Origin of the sequence: Oceanobacillus profundus (assembly GCF_003515705.1) — a bacterium.
In the GTDB taxonomy this organism is placed as follows: domain Bacteria; phylum Bacillota; class Bacilli; order Bacillales; family Amphibacillaceae; genus Oceanobacillus; species Oceanobacillus profundus.
In genome coordinates this window covers 116550-135214 of record NZ_QWEH01000009.1, presented here as the reverse complement: position 1 = coordinate 135214, position 18665 = coordinate 116550, and the positions used below count along the sequence as shown (strand labels likewise).

The following is an 18665-nucleotide window of genomic DNA, read 5'->3' as shown; positions in this document are numbered from 1 at the left end:
TATCTTAAATTTCTTCGAAGAGCTTTCGTTGCATTCCGTTATTTTATCGAACCGAACAACGATTTGGCCCAATCTCCATTTCTTGTTGTTTCACTAAATCTCTCTCGATTTTACCCATATTTATTTCCCGAATCTCTTGATATGCATTTGGCTGAGGTGGTAGATTCTCGGTCACTAGTTTTTTAAATTCATTTTCGTCCTCAATATTTAATCCATGATTTGTTTCGTATAGCGTGCTTAATGTTTCAGATACACTACCATCCGCGTTTAATTCATCAATGATCATAAAGTGCGCTGGTAAAACGACTAGTTCCCCAGGTAATTCTCTGTATCTTGTGTATAGACTTTCTCTTAAATCTGCAACCCAGTCTTCTGCTAACCCCGCAAGGTCCGGTCTTCCAATAGAATCAATAAATAAAATATCTCCCGACAATAAATATTTCTCGTCTACAACAAAGGATGTTGATCCAATTGTGTGACCAGGAGAATATAACGCATGAATTGCTATGGCAGTACTACCAATCACTACTTCATTTCCATCGTTTAATGGTTGGTAATCAAATGTTACCTCTGTCGCATCTTTTGGTGGAAGCCAGTACGTTGCGTTTGCTTCTTCAGCAAGTTTTCTTCCTCCAGAAATATGATCGGCATGCAGGTGTGTATCCAATACATGGGTAATTTTTGCTCCAATACGAGCTGCAAATTCAAGATAGGCTTCCGTCATTCTTGCTGAATCGATTATAGCAGCCTCGCCGTTCGAAACTATCATGTAAGACAAGCATCCCTTACCAATTCGTACAAATTGATAAATTTCTCCCCTATCCTTTAAATCTCCAATTTTAACAGGTTCTAAATGTTCACTCCATGCTGTCATCCCACCTTCTAGGGAAGAAACAGAAAGTCCTGCATCTGAAAGCATCTCTGCAACTACTATAGATGAACGTCCTTTGGCACAAACAACAAGTATATCTTTATCAGAAGGGATTTTATCCAAAATTCCCTCAACACCGTCTAGTAAATCAAAGTAAGCAACATTTAGGTAATCAAAATGCTCTCCTTCAATTTTCCAATCTGCGAAATCACTTGCATTACGAACATCTAGAATAAATAGATCTTCTTTATTAAATACTTTTTTTGTTACTTCTTTCACAGTCATTGAATTTACTTTCATACCAATACCTCCTACGGTATATTTAAACTTAAAAAAATATGCTTACATCAGTATCTTTTGTAAAGTTCTATAAATGTTATAGATTCAAGAAAACTTGGTTTAACAACTTTTCTGCGTTATTTCAATGACACATTCCCTTTCGTTTCAATAATCACACCTGCTTTTTTTAGTAAATTCCCAACTTCGCAAGCTCGATCTGCTCCCACTATTGCTCGTTCTGCAGATTGAATTTGTGCTTTTGTTGCCTCATTAGATAAAACGATTTGTGGATTGTGCGTAATTGTAAATACATTATCAGTTATCGTTGCTTCAGAATTTATTGTATGTTCTACGATAGGTAATTTTCTATTTTCAAGTATGGAAGTAAGTGTTGCGATATAACAAGTTGTCGCTGAAGAGACTAGTAGCTCTTTCGGATCAGTCCCGTTTCCACTTCCTTTTAAATCCGTTGGGATAGCAATTTTTGTATCCAAATACGCTGCTTTAAGAATTCCATTTCCTGTTGTTCCACCATTCCAAACCGCATTCACATTTGTTTTTAATTCAGCCATCGTTACATTCCTCCATTAAAATTAATAAAAGGCAAACTATAAAATTTTCTCACCTAGAACTACGGAAATCGAAAAACTTCTGTTAAAGCAAGTTAAAATGTCAATGTTACATCAGCGTCTTTTGCAAACTCTAAAAATGTTACAGCACCGCCCACTTCAACTCCATCAATAAATGTCTCTTTTTCTAATCCCATAACATCCATTGTCATTTGACAGCCAATAAATGTAACGCCCATTTCTTTCGCCATTTTAATCAACTCTGGAATGGATGGAGCATTTGCTTTTGCAAATCCCTCTGCAAAGTGTTCTTTCCCTTCTGGCATAGGGAGTTGCTGATGTGCTTCTTTGTGAATTAAGTTTAATCCTTCAAATGTAAAGAAGATGGCTACTTTTTGATCTGTTGCAGCCGCTGCAGTTGCAATATTAAACACTTTGTATGCATCAAATAATCCACCGTTACTTGCAATAATTGCTACTTTTTTATTCAATGTTTTTTCCTCCTAGTTTTTTAATGCTTTCTTAATATTATTTGGATCAAATCCTACAATCCATTGACCATTAACCTCCGTTTGCGGTACTCCCATTTGCCCTGTTGTATTAACCAACATTTGCATCATATCGGGGTTTGTTTCAACATTCACTTCCTGAAAAGAGATATTTTGCTCCGCTAAAAAATTTTTTAACATGACACAGTACGGACATTGGGTTGTTGTATATACTATTACTTTATTCATATTTAAACCTCTCCTTAATCCATTAAAAATAGTATTTAGTTCTCTTAAATCCATTTATAATAATCTATTTATACCATTATGGGTATTGGAATTACCAACATCATTCCACATCTGCTTCCCATGCGAGCATTCCACCTTGCATGTTTATGGCATGATAACCTTGGCTTTCAAGAAATTCGGTAGCACTGCCACTTCTGGCTCCAGAACGACAAACCATAATGTATTCCTTTGACTTGTCTAGTTCATGGATTCGAGACTCCACTGCTCCAATTGGGATGTTCACGGCATTTGGTATTTTCCCTTCAGCTACTTCATCTACTTCACGCACATCAATAATATTTAATGCATTTCTTTCTTTTATTAACGATTCAACTTCCTTTGCTGTAATTTCTTTCATCATAATTTCTCCTTTTCATGAAATCCAATTGTTCATACCACCTTTTACATTTGTTACTTTTGTAAAACCTAATTTTTTTAGTTCCTTTCCGGCCTTTAAACTTCTCATTCCACTTTGACAAATGACAATAACTTCTCTTTCCTTCGAAAGCTCTTTATCCGCTTTTCGAGAAAGTTGGTGAAGTGGTATATTTTTAAATCCGCTGATGTGATTTCTTTTAAATTCTCCTGGTGTTCGGACATCGATATACTGCTTTTCTTTCTTATTTAGTTCCCTTTTTAAATCAGTTGCTGCTATATGATTCATACCTTTTGCAGGTAGAACTCGCTGCAAGATAAAAAACAAGAAAGCTGCAATAATAATATACATTACAAAGTCCATACCTTCTATCTCTCCCTTCCACCCAATATATACCTACATGGGTATTTATTAATGTAAAAAATTACCTTTTTCTTATCCAAAACTTTAACACATCATTTTCCTCTTCATGTTTCAGAAGTTCATGTCCGCCTGATTTAGCCCATGCTGGAATATCGTTTCTAGCTCCCTTATCAGTCGTATGAACCTCTAATACTTGACCTTCTTCTAGTTCGCTTATAGCGACTTTTGTTTTTACAATTGGCATTGGACAAGACAGTCCCTTTGCATCTAATACTTTATCTACATTCATTTTAAATCCTCCAATCAATTATTTTACCTCTACCCCTATGGGTATATTATAAGATAAAAAAAAGAATGTCAACTCCTAAATATTATCTGCTCTTTACAAGCAAGTTGACAGCTTCTTTTATTAACTCATCCGTATTCTCTCCATTTTCTTCAGCTTCAAGAACACATTCAACTAAATTCGAACTTACAATTACACCTACTGTTCTATCTACTGCCGAACGGACGGCTGACAACTGTGTAATAACTTCTTTACAATCTTTGTTGTCTTCCATCATTTTTAAAATTCCTCGAAGTTGCCCTTCCATACGCTTTACTCTATTTTTGATTTGATCATTGTATTCCATCGGTATGCTCCTTTTTTGTTATTCGATACATAGCAGGCAAGCACTATATTATACCCTTCCAGGTATAATGTCAATAGTGACACCTTTATCTGAATACAGTGCCGATGATACCTCCGCCATAATATATGAGCATGCCTCGACGTTTTTCTTCATATATCGTCACCATTTGTTGGTATACATAGATGTACTTGATAAAATCCATGTTCACCTAAAGCAAAAACGAAACCCGAAAAATAATTAATCTACGCAGTTATTGTCAAATTTTTGTCTTTGCTTGTCCCACTTTGTATTATTTTTGGTAGATTCTACTTCCGATTATTCAGATTCAAAGGTATTAAAAAATGCAAACATGGGAGGTAAAGATCATTGAACAGTCTAAAACATTTGTCAGATGAACTATTAGAGGAATCCTTGAGAAAGGCAATCAAACTAAAGTTGGATCAAGATTTTTGCACAACATTAAAAAATGAAATAAAGGAACGGGCAGAAAGGGGAGAAAAATTTACGCATACTAAAGACGCGAAAAATATTTATAAAAAGTAACCTGGACAGTCTAAGTTTCATCGCCCTGTAGCCCTGTAACCTACAAGATGCTGAAATCGGAAGTAGAATCCTATTGGCCTTAAGTTTAGGCTGAAAAAAGGTAGCGTTTCGCGCTTGATTGTGCGCAACGCTACCACAAATGATAAGCTGCATTAGTTTATAGATACAACAAGCATACTTTGATTCTTTTATGCTTACCCTAGTCTTTTATTATGAACTAGTCTATCTTTAACAACTGGGCATTAATTGCACAAATAATGGTACTTAATGACATCACCACTGCTCCAATTGCTGGAGTTATCACAATCCCTATACTATACAAAACACCTGCTGCCAGTGGAATTGCAACAATATTATATCCAGCAGCCCAACCTAAGTTTTGCATCATTTTTCGACTACTCGCTTTTGACAATTTAAAGATATTTAAAATATCTACTGGATTACTATTCACTAATATTACATCAGCAGTTTCAATTGCAACATCTGTCCCCGCACCGATAGCTATCCCTAAATTTGCTTCTGCCAAGGCAGGGGCATCATTAATACCATCACCAATCATCGCTACTATTTTGCCGCCTTGTTTTAAATCTTTAACATTGCTTGATTTATCATGTGGTAATACTTCTGCAATGACTTTTGCCATTCTAAGCTGTTCACCGACATAATTTGCTACCTTACTATTATCACCAGTCATCATGATCGTTTCGATACCACGATTATTTAATTCCTTGATTACTTTAAATGAAGATTCTCGAATAATGTCAGCTAAAGCAATCATCCCTTGCAGCACATTATCTTTTAGAACGAAAACAACAGTTTTCCCTTGTGCTGCAAGTTTTTCATAGGTCTTCTCATCAAATGAGATGTTATTTGATCTCATTGCACCTGGACTGATAACAGCTATTTCTTCATCCTTTATTTTCGCAACAAGACCTTTACCAGTTAGATTTTGATAATCTTTTACCTCATATACTTCTAAATTACGTTCTTTTCCTTCTTTTACGATTCCTTTTGCTATTGGATGATCCGACTGTACTTCAACGGAGTATGCTAACCTCAATAAATCTTCTTTAGTTATTCCTTCACTTGGATGTACGTCAGTTACTCCAAAATTACCTTCTGTTAGCGTACCAGTTTTATCAAATACAATTCGGTCTACTTTCCAAGCACTTTCAAATTGTGTACGGTTACGTATTAACAACCCTTTCCTAGCAGCAATGGAAGTTGATCTTGAAGTAACTAATGGTCCTGCTAAACCTAGTGCATGCGGGCAAGCGATTATCAAGACGGTAACCATTCTCTCTAATGCGAATTCAAAATCACCTGTCGTTATCCAATAAGCTAACGTAATAATCCCTACAACTACAGCAACATAGAATAACCATTTCGCAGCAACATCGGCAAATCCTTGCGCTTTTGATTTGGTCTTTTCAGCATCACTGACTAATTGAATTACTTGAGATAGATATGTTTCACTACCTGTTTTATTTACTTGAATTTTTAATATACCTTCACCATTCACTGCTCCACCAATTGCTTCCATCCCAGGATGCTTTTCAACAGGAACTGATTCACCTGTTAGCATCGATTCATCAACAGTGGATTCTCCTTCGAAAATCTCTCCGTCAAGGGGGATTTTCTCTCCAGATTTAACTAAAATTTGATCGCCTGGTACGAGTTCTTCAACAGAAACTTCTACAATATTTCCAGACTCATTAATTTTATGTGCTTCCTTTGGCATAAGTTTGATTAACTCTTCTAATGCTTTTGAAGCGCCCATAATGGATCTCATTTCGATCCAATGTCCTACGAGCATGATGACAACTAACGTCGCTAATTCAAAGAAAAAATCGCTTCCTTTTATAAAAAAGGCTGTCAATGTACTATAAACATATGCCGTTACAATAGCTAAAGAAATGAGCATCATCATACCAGGCGCCTTCGTTTTTAATTCATCCCAAGCACCTAATAAAAAAGGTTTACCACCATAGAAAAAAACAATCGTGGATAGCAGGAATAATAACAATGTATGGCCAGTAAAGTTAACTTCATATCCAAAAAGCATTTGAATCATTTCTGATAAGTAAGAAATTGGTATTGTCAGCACTAAAGATACCCAGAAGCGTTTCTTAAAATCTTCAATCATATGTTCATGATGTCCTGAATGACCACCCCCATGTTCTCCGTGATGGTTGTGTTCGTTATCATTATGGTTCTCATGCCCTTCATGTAAATGGTGTTCATGATCAGCATGTACATGTTGATTATGATCCATATTTCCACCATTATAGTGATCATGTTTGACATGATTTTGTGTCTCATGACCTTTATCATATCTGCCATAATGATGGTGTGAATGACTTTGTTCGTGGTGTCCTTCTTGGTCATCATCGCGTTTGTTCTTTCCGTTACTTTGCTTTTCCATTGTTTTCACTCCTTATTCACCCTAGTTTAAGGAGACTTTAGATATCTTATTCTATCTCCTTGCAATACTATACTTTACCCCCCTTAGGTATGATATAAACCTGTATAAACCTGTTGATTTATTAAGTTTCTATGCAAATTCTGTGCACTTTTCGAGAATCTGTTTATTTGCGTAACTTTGGGAAATATATAGTTCGTTTTTAAAAATTACTTATATATGGGTTTCAAGAAAAGAATTTCAAGGAATTTTAAACACTTGAAGTTGTACAAGCCTTCAGTTTTTAATACCACTCCGTATTTGACCTCACTTTCATCCCACATCTAAAGACAGTGGGCTTTCTCGTTCGGAAAATCTGAAAAAAATTGCTCAATGCACGTAATCTACTCATTGAGCAACTTTTGTAGTATCATTTATGAACCCATTTGTACCCAACACCCCAAACAGTTTTAAAATACACATCGATTGGAAAACCAGCCTGACGAATTTTTTCTCTTACATTTCTAACATGTGAGTCCACAGTTCTTCCTTCTGTTTCAGAAGTAAATCCCCAAATCAAGTCAATTAGCTGGTCCCTAGTGAAAACACGATTCGGATTTTTCATTAAGTGGCCAACCATAAAAAATTCTTTTGGTGTTAATTTTATAGGGTTATTTTTATAGGTCAGTTCAAACCGGTCTTCATTCCATATAAGACCCTGTACGTTAATATGACTAGATGGCTTTATTCTTCGTAACAATGCGTCCATTCTTGCTAATAATTCCTCTTCATTAATAGGTTTCGTAATATAATCATCTGCACCGAGTTTCAATCCTTTCACAATATCCTCCTTTTGATCTCGTGCAGTCACCATAATAATTGGCACCCCTGAAAAACGTCTTAACTCTTTACAAAGCTTCCACCCATTCATTTCCGGCATCATAATATCAAGCAGAATGATGTCAAATGTTTCTACTCTTATAGCTGATAGAGCTTCTTTTGCCCCATACGCTTTATAACATAAATAATGATGTGGCTTTAAGTACAATGCTAATAAATCTACCATTCTTTTTTCATCATCAATTAGTAAGACCTTATTCAACTATGTCACCTCTTTGCAGCGATATCATAAAGCTAGTGCCAACACCTTGTTTACTTTTCACCTCAATGTTACCACCATGGGATTCCACAATTTCTTTTGCAATGGCTAATCCCAATCCTGTTCCACCACTACGTCTAGATCTAGATTTCTCCACACGGTATAAACGCTCAAATATATAAGGTAAGTCTTCTTCTGGAATCCCTTCTCCTTCATCTGAAATAATCGTTATAATCTCATATTGATTTTGAGATATATTTACTGAAATTCGGTTTCCTTGTGAACTATGTTTTTTTGCATTGTCCAATATATTCAAGAGCACCTGTTGGATTCTATCTGGGTCAACATATGCGATAATCTGGCTTGGACAATTGACTGATAATATAAGGCATTTTTCCTCGAATGCAGGTCGTATGCGTTCTGTAACCGTATGAATTAGTGGTTCAAAATTTATATTCCTTCTTTTGATTATGAATTTATTCTGATCCATTTTTGCCAGATCAAATAAGCTTTTAACTAGTACCGTTAACTGTTCAGTTTCTTCCCGAATAATTTCAATATACTCTTTCTTTTCTTCAACCGACGCATCATCACGACTAATTATATCAGCATAACCTTTTATGTAAGTTAAGGGAGTTCGTAGTTCATGGGAGATACTAGCCAAGAATTCATTTCTATATTTTTTTAAGTGTTCTAGATCGTTTGAAAGTCTTGTAATTGAATTAGCCAGGTCTCCTAGTTCGTCGCTGCGATCCGTATGTAACTCCACCCTGTGCCTACCTCTGCTCAACTGTTCGGTTGCTTCTTTCATTTTAATTAATGGGTTTGTAATCAGCCTCGAAAGTATAAAAACCGTTACGACTGTCAGAAGGAGTGTTAGCAGTCCAATAATTAAGAATTGATGGCTTAAATGATCAACAATTTTTCTGATATGATCTGTATCAGAAAACATAAATACATGTCCTTGGTGTTCCCTATTTATCGTAATAGGACTGTCCGTTGCAATATATTTTTTCTCTGTCCACCCTTCTACTAATATGCTTCCCTCTAAGGGTATTTGATTTAGATCCGTATGTTGAATAACATCTAGCATTTCCCCGTCAATTGGATCCGATTCAGTGATTACATTACCAGATGCATCTGTTATTACCACAGCAAAGTTGGATTCGGATTCCATGATAGCAACGTGTTCTAATGTCGATTGATTATAATTTTCTTCTAAAACATCGCGATGTGTATTTCCACGAGACAAAAGATTATCCATCACTTCTTCAATCCGTTCATTTACCAGGTTCGTATACAAAATGAAATACAGGAAAATTTCAACAATCAAGATAAAAACAAAAAACAATAATCCAATTTTTAAGGATAGTTTATTTAACATTCAAGACTCCTTTATTACATATGGGTTAATGCATCTAGTATACCAATTAGGAAAAGAAAAGCTCCTTCGATTTTTTGGGATATGGCAAATACATCAACCACATTTTATTTAACTGATTTCTGTATAAGCACTGTCTATCTTTAAATGATAATGATGGTCTATGTATTTTATTTAAAAAGTGTCCATTTTTTGTGCAGATCGTAATTATCCCGACAAAATCAATACTTTAGACCTATTTCAAACGCTCAGTTTCTTATTTATCTCTTTCGCCTCTTGCAAATCTTCCTTTTAAGATTATTTTAGATTTAATTTCTCCACAAAAATAGTTTCTGATTAAATATATCTTAAACCTAACTAAGCTATTATGATACATACCATTGGCCAAATGGAACGATAACGATGCATCAAGTTCATTTTTTATTATTAAAATAAGTATATAGAAAATTAGTCAAGAAAGTTTGCAGAATGAAATTCTCATTTTATTATATCTGTGCCTTTTAGCTTATTCTTCTCTCTAGCTGTGAATCTGCAAATAAAATGCAAATTTACAGGGTAGATTAAATAGTAACTAGAATATTGGAGGGATATTTAAAATGAAAAGAAATAAACTTATAATCGGTATTGTTTCTATGATTGCCGTACTGTTATTGTCAGCATGTGCAAATGAAACAGAAGAAAACACAGGTACAGAAACAGAATCAAATACGGAGGAGAAAAATGATATGGAATCGGAGTCTGATTCACATGAAGGTATGGATCATTCTGAAATGAATATGTCCAGTACAGGAGAAGTCCCTGAGGGTTTAGAAGAAGCTGAAAATCCAACATATGAAGTTGGAAGTCAAGCAATGATAGAGACAGATCATATGGAAGGTATGAAAGGTGCTGAAGCGACTATTGTGGGTGCATATGATACAACAGTCTATACTGTTTCGTATACCCCAACAACTGGCGGAGAGGAAGTTACTGACCATAAATGGGTCATTCATGAAGAGTTAGAAAATCCAGACGATGCTCCATTAGAAGAAGGTACTGAAGTAACAATGAATGCCGACCATATGAAAGGTATGGATGGGGCAGTAGCTAAAATTGACTCTGCTGAAGAAACTACGGTATATATGGTTGATTTCGTTCCGACCACAGGTGGAGAAGAAGTAACGAACCATAAATGGGTAACAGAAAGTGAATTATCACCTGTAGAATGAGTTCTTATAAGTACATTAGAAAAACAGGACACAAAAATGGTTGCAATCATCATAAATCAATGATTGCAACCATTTTTTGTTGGAGTATATTTTTTGTTTGGTTTTTATTAAGGAAGTTAAATTTACCTATAATCAACAAAAATTAATCGGAGATACTATAGAAAATAAAATGATATTAAACGATAGAGGATCAATAAGGATACCAGTAGAGATTAGAAATCTATTATTTTTCAATAAAAGGAGATATATTTAACTTTTACTTGACTAGCAGTAATCAATGCATTCTTTCAAGGGAAAACGAACAGAACAAGAAAAAGCTGCGGGGAACACTGCACTCTCAATAATTCTCCTATCAAAAATAACCCAAAAGTTAGATTTTCTGCTCTAACTTTCGGGGACGGTCGCTTCCAATGGAGAGCTTCCCTGTCTTTAATCCTTCACTTTCATAAGTCGTAAACCATTTAACGTTACTAGGATGGTCGCGCCCATATCTGAAAGGATGGCAATCCAAAGCGTTAACCAGCCAGGCACAACCAATAATAAGGCAATAAACTTAATCGCAATTGCAAAAGTAATGTTAGCTTTAATTATATTTAGCGCTTTTCGGCTGAGTTTTACAGTGAATGGAAGCTTTCTTAAGTCGTCTCCCATAAGAGCAACATCTGCCGTTTCTAGAGCTGTGTCAGTACCAGCTCCTCCCATTGCAATACCAACGGTTGATGCTGCCAATGCAGGTGCGTCATTAACACCATCTCCTACCATAGCCACCTTACCAAACTCTGACCTCAATTGTTTCATATAATCCAATTTATCCTGCGGCAACAATTCTGACTGAATATCAGATACGCCTACGTGTGCACCAATTGCATCCGCAGTACCTTTATTATCGCCAGTCAACATAATTGTCTTTTTGATGCCTAACTGATTTAACTTTTGAATCACTTCTTTACTTATTTCACGTACTTCATCAGCAACTGCAATAATGCCAAGAATATTTTGTTCCGTCCCAATAATCATGACCGTTTTCCCTTGATTCTGAAGATAATTAACCTTGTCTTCGAATGCTTGAGTAAAATCAGAAACAAATAACTCGCTGAAAAGTTGTGGACTTCCTATATAATAAGTCGTTCCATTTACAGAGCCTTCAATACCTCGACCTGTAATCGAAGAAAAGTCTTCTACCATTATTTCTGAGTAAGGGATATTTTCTTGGTCTGCTTTTTTCATAATTGCTGAAGCAAGCGGATGTTGCGAACGGTTTTCCAATGCTGTAATAATAGAAAGCAGTTCCTTTTCTTCAATTTGTTGATACAGCACTTCAAAATCTGTTACAATTGGAACTCCTTTTGTTAGAGTTCCTGTTTTATCAAATGCAATTGCCTTTAAGGTACCCATTTCTTCTAAATATACTCCACCTTTTACAAGAACACCTTTCTTGGCAGCATTTCCAATCGCTGAGACAATAGAAATCGGAGTCGATATAACAAGTGCACATGGACAACCAACAACAAGAACGGCTAATCCTTGATATACCCATGTTTCCCAGCTACCATTAGAGAGTAGAGGCGGTACTATCGCAACTAATGCTGCGACGATCATGATGATCGGGGTGTAATATTTCGCAAATTTATCGATAAAAGCTTGTGCTGGTGCCCGTTCTCCTTGCGCTTCCTCTACCAGATGAATAATTTTAGCAATGGTTGTATCTTCAACAAGCTTTGTAATTTTTACTTCAAGTATTCCTTCTTCATTTAATGTACCTGCAAATACGTTATCATCAACTGATTTTTCAACAGGAACTGATTCACCTGTAATAGCTGCTTGATTGACAGCAGAATAGCCATTTACGACTATACCGTCCATTGCAATTTTCTGTCCAGGCTTTACAAGCATAATATCCCCTACAACAATATCATCTACATGAACTTTTAATTCTTGCCCATTACGTCTAACGAAAGCCTCTTTGGGAGCGATATCCATTAAGGAATGAATCGACTGTCTTGCTCTTTCCATTGAAAATCGCTCCAGTGCTTCACTGATTGCAAAGAGAATAACAACAACAGCAACCTCTGCCCATTCGCCAATAATAGCTCCGCCAATAACAGCTACTGTCATAAGGGTCTTCATGTTAAATTCAAAGCGAATTAAGTTTTGTAAACCGACTCTAAAAAGGGATAAACCTCCAATCAGCATCGATGCTAAAAATAATAATGTCGTCACAATGTTTCCTTCACCATTCATATATAGAGATAGGTATCCAAAAACAAGAAACAATACCGACGTAAGTAATGTACTATGCTTTTTATAAAAGGGGATTTTCTCTTCTTTGTTCTCCCTTTCAACCGCATGTGAAGTATGTGTTCCAAGCTTTTCAGGAACTACTTTAAGATTTTCAAAAGCACCTGCTTTTTCCAGCTCTTCGACAGTTGTATTTCCAAAAACATTAATTTTGGAAGCTCCAAAATTGACTTTCGCATCCTCTACGCCTGGAAGCTGTTTTACATTCTTTTCGAACTTTCCTGCACAATTCGCACAGGAGAACCCCTCAACGCGATAAACATGTTTATGTTCCGTTACGGATTTTACTGGATCATTCAACTTTAATAGCCTCCTTCTGATGCTGAAAGGCTATTTCTATAAGTTGTTTAACATGTTCGTCGTCTAATGAATAAAAGACTAGCTTTCCTTTTTTTCGATATGTTGCGAGGCCTAAGTTTTTTAGTAATCTTAAATGATGGGATGCCGTGGCCATTGAAGAACCTATAATATTTGCCACATCACAAACACATAACTCACCTTCTAACGATAAAGCATAAGCAATCTTGATTCTAGTATCATCAGCCAAAGCCTTGAAAATTTTAGCTACTTCCATCGGATTTTGTTCCGTAAGATGCTGTTTAGCTCTTGACACTTTATCTTCGTTAATACACGTAACTTCACAAATATCTTTCACCATGATATCTTACCCCCTTGTTCAAACATATATTTGAATATAGATTCACTATTAATATATGCAACTTTATTCAAATAGTCAAATGATTATTTGAATAATAAACATAAGAATACAGTTTGTTTATTTTATAAGAATGAAACTTAACGGATGGTCTTAGTATTATTTACTTGGGGAATGGTACTTTATATGTGTTCTCAAGTATTGTTAATTGATTAATAATTGTTTAGATACATAACACCTTTTCGTATTAAATTCTCAAATATAATCAGAATTTGCTCTGCATGATATGTGTTTTAATTTTAAAGCAAGCAGAATCACTGCTTCCTTGTTTCTAATACCTTAAAGATCTTTCAATTTGGCAATATCTTCATCTGTACGATTTCCGTGAATCTCAAGATTTGCAAGTTCTTCCTCTATTTGAAGATACTCATCCCCCGTGAGCTCTAATTCAAGATGAGTCATTTCAGGGACTGATGAAGATCCATGCCAATGCTAAATAAATATGATTCCGTAACTCCGAGAAACGGTAAATATAATGAATCTATGTTAAGAAGTAAACTATTATTTGAAGAACATTTTTTTAATCTATAGAATAACCAAACTTCTTGAAAAGGCAAAAAACCACCAACATTATGTATTGGTGGAGACGGTGGGACATGCTCTTCCATGCTTTCGTCATGGCACTGACTATATCTTAAACCTAATTTTTAAGGTTTCTCGGCGTATTATACGAAATGTAAATTTACCACGCTTGGTAGAATTTCGTATCCTAGTACTACCATATTGGCAGCCTATAAGTCGATAGATGGCTGTTGGATTGCTCCACATACCACTCGGTATTGCCTTATTGCATCAAATACAACTTAGGTTTCACCGATAAAGCCGAGTTATCACTTTTGTGTTACCACAAAAGGCGACTAAATTACTAATCGAACCCACGTCCAGAGATATCGGCACTCAGGCTTCTACACGCGTAGTTGATATATTATCATTCGCTAATCCTGCAGCCTATCAACAGGCTTTCAGATAGCTAGTCTGATTCAGTTCACCTGGAGATCCTCAGACGGAGGATACCAGCATAGCCCGCTTCAGTTGAGACCCTTCAATCTGCACCACGGGCGAGTGACAGGAAGGATCCTTTAGTGCTACTTACGCAGCTGCTAAAGAGTAATTGTTTTCTTTGCCAGTTATATTTAGGCGAATAACGGTTTACGAGTCGTAACCTCGACGTGCGACCTGAGCTCAAACTACCCCTGTCGAATCCGTAACGTCCCCATTTAAGAGAAACGCTCTAGGATAATTGAGCATTATTAAATTGTGATACATTGTCTATTATAGCAGAATCTGAGCAAATTTCAAGGGCTGGTAGAATTTACAGGCTCTACTACGATTTATCTCATATGATCTTTTATTGCACGGTCTACATCACGTTTCATTTGCTTCTGCTTCAAATCTTCACGCTTGTCGTATTTCTTTTTCCCTTTTCCTAATCCGATTAAAATCTTAGCATAGCCATTTTTAATATAGATTTTTAAGGGAACAAGCGCATAGCCTTGTTGCTGTGTCAGACCAATTAATTTATCGATTTCTTTCCGATGCAAAAGTAATTTACGTGTCCGTGTCGGATCGTGATTGAATCGATTTCCTTGCTCATATTCTGCAATATGAAGGTTAATCAATTTGACCTCACCGCGATCAATTCTTGCGTGGGAATCTTTTATATTTACTCGGCCATTACGTAGTGATTTGATTTCTGTGCCTTGTAATACAATTCCTGCTTCATACGTATCTTCAATAAAATAATCATGGGATGCTTTTCGATTTTGCGCGATTGTTTTTCCTTGTCCTTTTGGCATACGAGTGTTCCTCCTACTACTTACATAGAACTTTATTTTATCAGAAATCTGCTGCGATTCCAATAAGAACACCTAACTATAACGAAACAAGCCCAAACATTAAGCCATCAGAACTAAACTCACCGCCATAATTGCCATCCCAGTCATCACACCATAAATGGATAGATGCGCCTCATCATATCGTTTCGCTGCAGGCAACAATTCATCTAAGGAAATAAACACCATAATTCCTGCTACCATGGAAAAAATAATTCCAAATAGAATATCACTTAAGAAAGGCATTAATATCAGAATTGCTACAAGTGCTCCGATTGGCTCTGCAAGTCCTGATAAAAAGGAAAGCTTAAAAGCTTTTTTCCGATCACCAGTTGCGTAATAAATTGGTACAGATACAGCAATTCCCTCTGGTATATTGTGAATGGCAACAGCTACTGCAATAGCAATCCCAATCGTTGGGTCCTGTAGTGTAGAAACAAATGTTGCAATTCCCTCTGGAAAGTTATGAATAGCTAAAGCCAACGCTGTAAACATTCCCATCTTCATTAAGGCTGGATCATTCAGAGCTGCCCCTGGTTTTTCCATATCTTCTACCTTTTTTACTTCATGGGGGTTGCTATGGTTAGGTATAAATTTATCAATTAGACCGATGAAAAGCATCCCAGCGAAAAATCCAATAATCGTAAACCAATATCCTTCTGTTTCGCCCAAGGATGCTGTTAAGGCGTCCTTTGCTTTAAAAAATATCTCAACCATCGATACATAAATCATAACCCCGGCTGATAATCCTAAAGCAAATGATAGAAATTTTGTATTTGTCGTTTTAGCAAAGAAAGCAAGTACACTTCCTACTCCAGTTGCAAGTCCCGCGAATAATGTTAACAGGAAAGCAAGAAGTACATCATTCATCCAAAATCCTCCAAACTTCAATTAGAAAAACTTAGCACTTGCTATCACATTGAGGCAAATGCATGCGTTGTAATTTTATGCAGAAAAATAATATTGCATTCATATAAAATTGCGACAGTTTTATAAGTAGTGTACAAAACGACCTGTAAGGTGTCAATAACATATTTTTGTAAGCCTACTTCTGCTTTGTCCAATTCAGAAGAAGAAATGAGCCTAACTTGTAAAGGCTCATTTCTTCTTTTTCTTCTTCTTTGGTTTTGTTTTACTTGATTGGAGCACCTTTTTGGGTGGTCTTGATTTTCTATTTTGCTTCTTATGAGAGCCTGCTCCTGCCAATTCAAAATCAACTGTATGCTCATCTGTATTGACACTGACCACTTTTACTTCAACCTCATCGCCAATCCGATATATGTTTGCAGTTCGTTCTCCAATTAATGCATGACTGCGCTCATCAAAATGGTAATAATCGTCCGTTAGATAGCTAACATGAACAAGACCTTCAATGGTGTTTTCAAGCTCGACAAACATTCCAAAATTCATAACCGAACTAATGACACCAGTGAATTCCTCACCAATTTTGTCCTTCATGAACTCTGCTTTTTTCAAGTCATCTGTATCACGCTCTGCATCAACCGCTCTTCGTTCTCGTTCAGATGTATGTCGCGCAATTTCAGGTAGGTTTTCCTTCCAGTGCTTCTGAGTATCCTTGTCCATCTGCTGATTAATCAAATACGTGCGGATTAAACGATGGACAATCAAATCTGGATACCTCCGAATTGGAGATGTGAAATGGGTGTAAAATTCAGTCGCTAGTCCAAAGTGGCCGATTCCTTGTGGATCATATTTTGCTTGTTTCATGGAACGAAGCATTAATTTGGAAACAATCATTTCCTCTGGCTCACCTTCGATGGACTCCAGCACCTTCTGTAATGCTTGTGGGTGCACTTCATTTGCAGTTCCCTTAACAGAAATGCCAAGCCCTGCGAGAAATTCAAAAAACTTCTCCAATTTCCCTTCATCTGGATCCTCATGGATTCGGTGAATAAATGGAACATCCAACCAATGGAAATGTTCCGCAACAGTTTCATTTGCAGCCAGCATAAATTCTTCAATTAAACGTTCTGCTACAGAGCGTTCACGAATAGCTACATCAGTCGGTTTTCCACTTTCATCAACAAGTACCTTTGCTTCTTTAAAGTCGAAATCAATTGCACCGCGTCCCATACGTTTCGAACGTAATATTGATGCTAGCTTTTCCATGTCTTCAAACATCGGTACAAGAGACTCATATTTAGCACGAAGCTCTGGATTTTTGTCTACTAAGATTTGATTCACATCATAATACGTCATTCGCTCCGTTGTATTAATCACACTTTGGAAAATTTCATGGTTAACTACTTGTCCACTAGCGTTAATTTCCATCTCACAACCAAGCGTAAGTCTGTCTACTTGCGGATTCAATGAACATATCCCATTCGATAGTCGGTGTGGAATCATTGGAATAACTCGATCAACCAAATAGACACTTGTACCACGTTCATATGCTTCCGTATCCATTGCCGAATCTTCTTTTATATAATAGCTTACATCTGCAATGTATACGCCAAGCTTGTAGTTACCATTCTCCAATTGCTTAACAGTTACTGCATCATCCAAGTCTTTCGCATCTGCACCATCAATGGTCACAATCATTTCATCACGCAAATCTCGTCTGCCCTCTAATTCTTCAGGTGCAATGGTGTCTGGCGTATTCGTTGCTTGCTCTAATACTTCTTCTGGAAAATCAATTGCAATCCCATGTTTATATATAATGGAAATGATATCAATCCCAGGATCATTCTTGTGCCCTAGAATATGAATAATTTCCCCTTCTGCACTCATTCTTCCTTCTGGATATTTCGTTATACGCGCAATAACCTTATGCCCACTAACTGCTCCGTGTGAACTGCTCTTTGGTATAAAAATATCATTAGGAATCCTTTTATCATCGGCAATAACAAAACCAAATGCACGATTGTCTTCAAAGGTTCCGACAACTTGAATAACCGCACGTTCCAATATTCGGATTACCTTTCCTTCAGGACGATTTCCCTCAGTACCTGTTTTTTCCAAACGCACGAGGACTTTATCATTATTCATTGCTGAGCCAAGATCATTCGCATGGATATAGACATCCTTTGCGTCTTCATCCTCAGGAATTAAAAAAGCGAATCCCTTTGCATGCATTTGGATTTTCCCTTTAACGAGGTTCATTTTATCTGGCAGGCCGAAACGATTCTTACGTGTTCGAACGAGATCACCGTTCTCTTCGAGCGCATTTAGCGCTTTTACAAGCTCCTTAAAATCAACAGCGTCCTCAATCCCAAGTTCTTGCTCAATTTCCTCTACTGCTAATGGCTTCCTATCATTTTCTTTAAAAAATTCAAGTATTCTTTCTTTCATCTGCTCACCC

General features: G+C 36.5%; 18 protein-coding genes and 1 other RNA gene. 2 read left to right on the top strand and 17 right to left on the bottom strand.

Features of this window, described 5'->3' with window-relative positions:
• Positions 1–43: 43 nt before the first annotated feature.
• The 8 genes from D1B32_RS14105 to D1B32_RS14070 all read right to left on the bottom strand — a co-directional run bounded on the left by D1B32_RS14105 (position 44) and on the right by D1B32_RS14070 (position 3866).
• Positions 44–1171 carry an MBL fold metallo-hydrolase gene (locus D1B32_RS14105; protein WP_095311355.1) on the bottom strand — a complete coding sequence of 376 codons (1128 nt, stop codon included), beginning with the start codon at positions 1169–1171 and terminating at the stop codon, positions 44–46.
• 116 nt (positions 1172–1287) lie between these two features.
• Positions 1288–1722 (bottom strand): OsmC family protein, encoded by a 435-nt coding sequence (locus tag D1B32_RS14100; protein ID WP_095311353.1) that lies wholly within the window; start codon positions 1720–1722, stop codon positions 1288–1290.
• A 92-nt stretch (positions 1723–1814) separates the two neighbouring features.
• Positions 1815–2210, bottom strand: a complete 396-nt coding sequence (locus D1B32_RS14095; protein WP_095311351.1) for a DsrE/DsrF/DrsH-like family protein — start codon at positions 2208–2210, stop codon at positions 1815–1817.
• Between the two features lie 12 nt (positions 2211–2222).
• Entirely contained in the window at positions 2223–2456 is a 234-nt protein-coding gene (locus D1B32_RS14090) for a glutaredoxin family protein (protein WP_095311349.1), read from the bottom strand.
• A gap of 100 nt (positions 2457–2556) precedes the next feature.
• On the bottom strand, positions 2557–2853 hold the full coding sequence (locus D1B32_RS14085; RefSeq protein ID WP_095311347.1) for a rhodanese-like domain-containing protein: 297 nt from the start codon (positions 2851–2853) through the stop codon (positions 2557–2559).
• 15 nt (positions 2854–2868) lie between these two features.
• Positions 2869–3234: a rhodanese-like domain-containing protein gene (locus D1B32_RS14080; protein WP_095311345.1), complete on the bottom strand. Its 366-nt coding sequence runs from the start codon at positions 3232–3234 to the stop codon at positions 2869–2871.
• Between the two features lie 61 nt (positions 3235–3295).
• Complete coding sequence (locus tag D1B32_RS14075) at positions 3296–3523, bottom strand: sulfurtransferase TusA family protein (RefSeq protein WP_095311342.1); 228 nt, start codon at positions 3521–3523, stop codon at positions 3296–3298.
• Between the two features lie 82 nt (positions 3524–3605).
• The gene (locus tag D1B32_RS14070) at positions 3606–3866 is read right to left on the bottom strand and encodes a metal-sensitive transcriptional regulator (RefSeq protein ID WP_095311340.1); all 261 of its coding nucleotides are present in this window, start codon (positions 3864–3866) and stop codon (positions 3606–3608) included.
• 366 nt (positions 3867–4232) lie between these two features.
• Here D1B32_RS14070 and sda point away from each other — a divergent pair, with 366 nt between their 5' ends.
• Positions 4233–4409 (top strand): sporulation histidine kinase inhibitor Sda, encoded by a 177-nt coding sequence (gene sda / locus D1B32_RS14065; RefSeq protein ID WP_095311339.1) that lies wholly within the window; start codon positions 4233–4235, stop codon positions 4407–4409.
• Between the two features lie 217 nt (positions 4410–4626).
• On the opposite strand, the gene D1B32_RS14060 is transcribed toward sda, so the two are convergent.
• From D1B32_RS14060 to D1B32_RS14050, 3 genes are all read right to left on the bottom strand, one after another.
• Positions 4627–6834: a copper-translocating P-type ATPase gene (locus tag D1B32_RS14060; protein ID WP_095311337.1), complete on the bottom strand. Its 2208-nt coding sequence runs from the start codon at positions 6832–6834 to the stop codon at positions 4627–4629.
• A 406-nt stretch (positions 6835–7240) separates the two neighbouring features.
• Positions 7241–7912, bottom strand: coding sequence for a response regulator transcription factor (locus D1B32_RS14055; protein ID WP_095311335.1), 672 nt, complete (start codon positions 7910–7912; stop codon positions 7241–7243).
• Positions 7905–9293, bottom strand: coding sequence for a sensor histidine kinase (locus D1B32_RS14050; RefSeq protein ID WP_118889704.1), 1389 nt, complete (start codon positions 9291–9293; stop codon positions 7905–7907). The genes D1B32_RS14055 and D1B32_RS14050 overlap by 8 nt, the downstream gene beginning before the upstream one ends.
• Positions 9294–9886: 593 nt before the next feature.
• Between D1B32_RS14050 and D1B32_RS14045 the strand changes: the two genes are divergently transcribed.
• Positions 9887–10498 (top strand): YdhK family protein, encoded by a 612-nt coding sequence (locus D1B32_RS14045; protein ID WP_095311333.1) that lies wholly within the window; start codon positions 9887–9889, stop codon positions 10496–10498.
• A gap of 429 nt (positions 10499–10927) precedes the next feature.
• Here the strand turns inward: D1B32_RS14045 and D1B32_RS14040 are convergent, their stop codons facing one another.
• The 6 genes from D1B32_RS14040 to rnr all read right to left on the bottom strand — a co-directional run bounded on the left by D1B32_RS14040 (position 10928) and on the right by rnr (position 18655).
• Positions 10928–13096, bottom strand: coding sequence for a heavy metal translocating P-type ATPase (locus D1B32_RS14040; protein WP_095311331.1), 2169 nt, complete (start codon positions 13094–13096; stop codon positions 10928–10930).
• Entirely contained in the window at positions 13089–13454 is a 366-nt protein-coding gene (locus tag D1B32_RS14035) for an ArsR/SmtB family transcription factor (RefSeq protein ID WP_095311329.1), read from the bottom strand. Before D1B32_RS14035 ends, D1B32_RS14040 begins: the two co-directional genes overlap by 8 nt.
• A 923-nt stretch (positions 13455–14377) precedes the next feature.
• Positions 14378–14718: a transfer-messenger RNA gene (gene ssrA / locus D1B32_RS14025) on the bottom strand.
• A 124-nt stretch (positions 14719–14842) separates the two neighbouring features.
• The gene (gene smpB, locus D1B32_RS14020; RefSeq protein WP_095311327.1) at positions 14843–15307 is read right to left on the bottom strand and encodes an SsrA-binding protein SmpB; all 465 of its coding nucleotides are present in this window, start codon (positions 15305–15307) and stop codon (positions 14843–14845) included.
• A 99-nt stretch (positions 15308–15406) separates the two neighbouring features.
• Positions 15407–16213 (bottom strand): zinc transporter ZupT, encoded by an 807-nt coding sequence (gene zupT / locus D1B32_RS14015; RefSeq protein ID WP_095311325.1) that lies wholly within the window; start codon positions 16211–16213, stop codon positions 15407–15409.
• Positions 16214–16441: 228 nt separating this feature from the next.
• Positions 16442–18655: a ribonuclease R gene (gene rnr / locus D1B32_RS14010; RefSeq protein ID WP_095311323.1), complete on the bottom strand. Its 2214-nt coding sequence runs from the start codon at positions 18653–18655 to the stop codon at positions 16442–16444.
• Positions 18656–18665 lie beyond the last annotated feature (10 nt).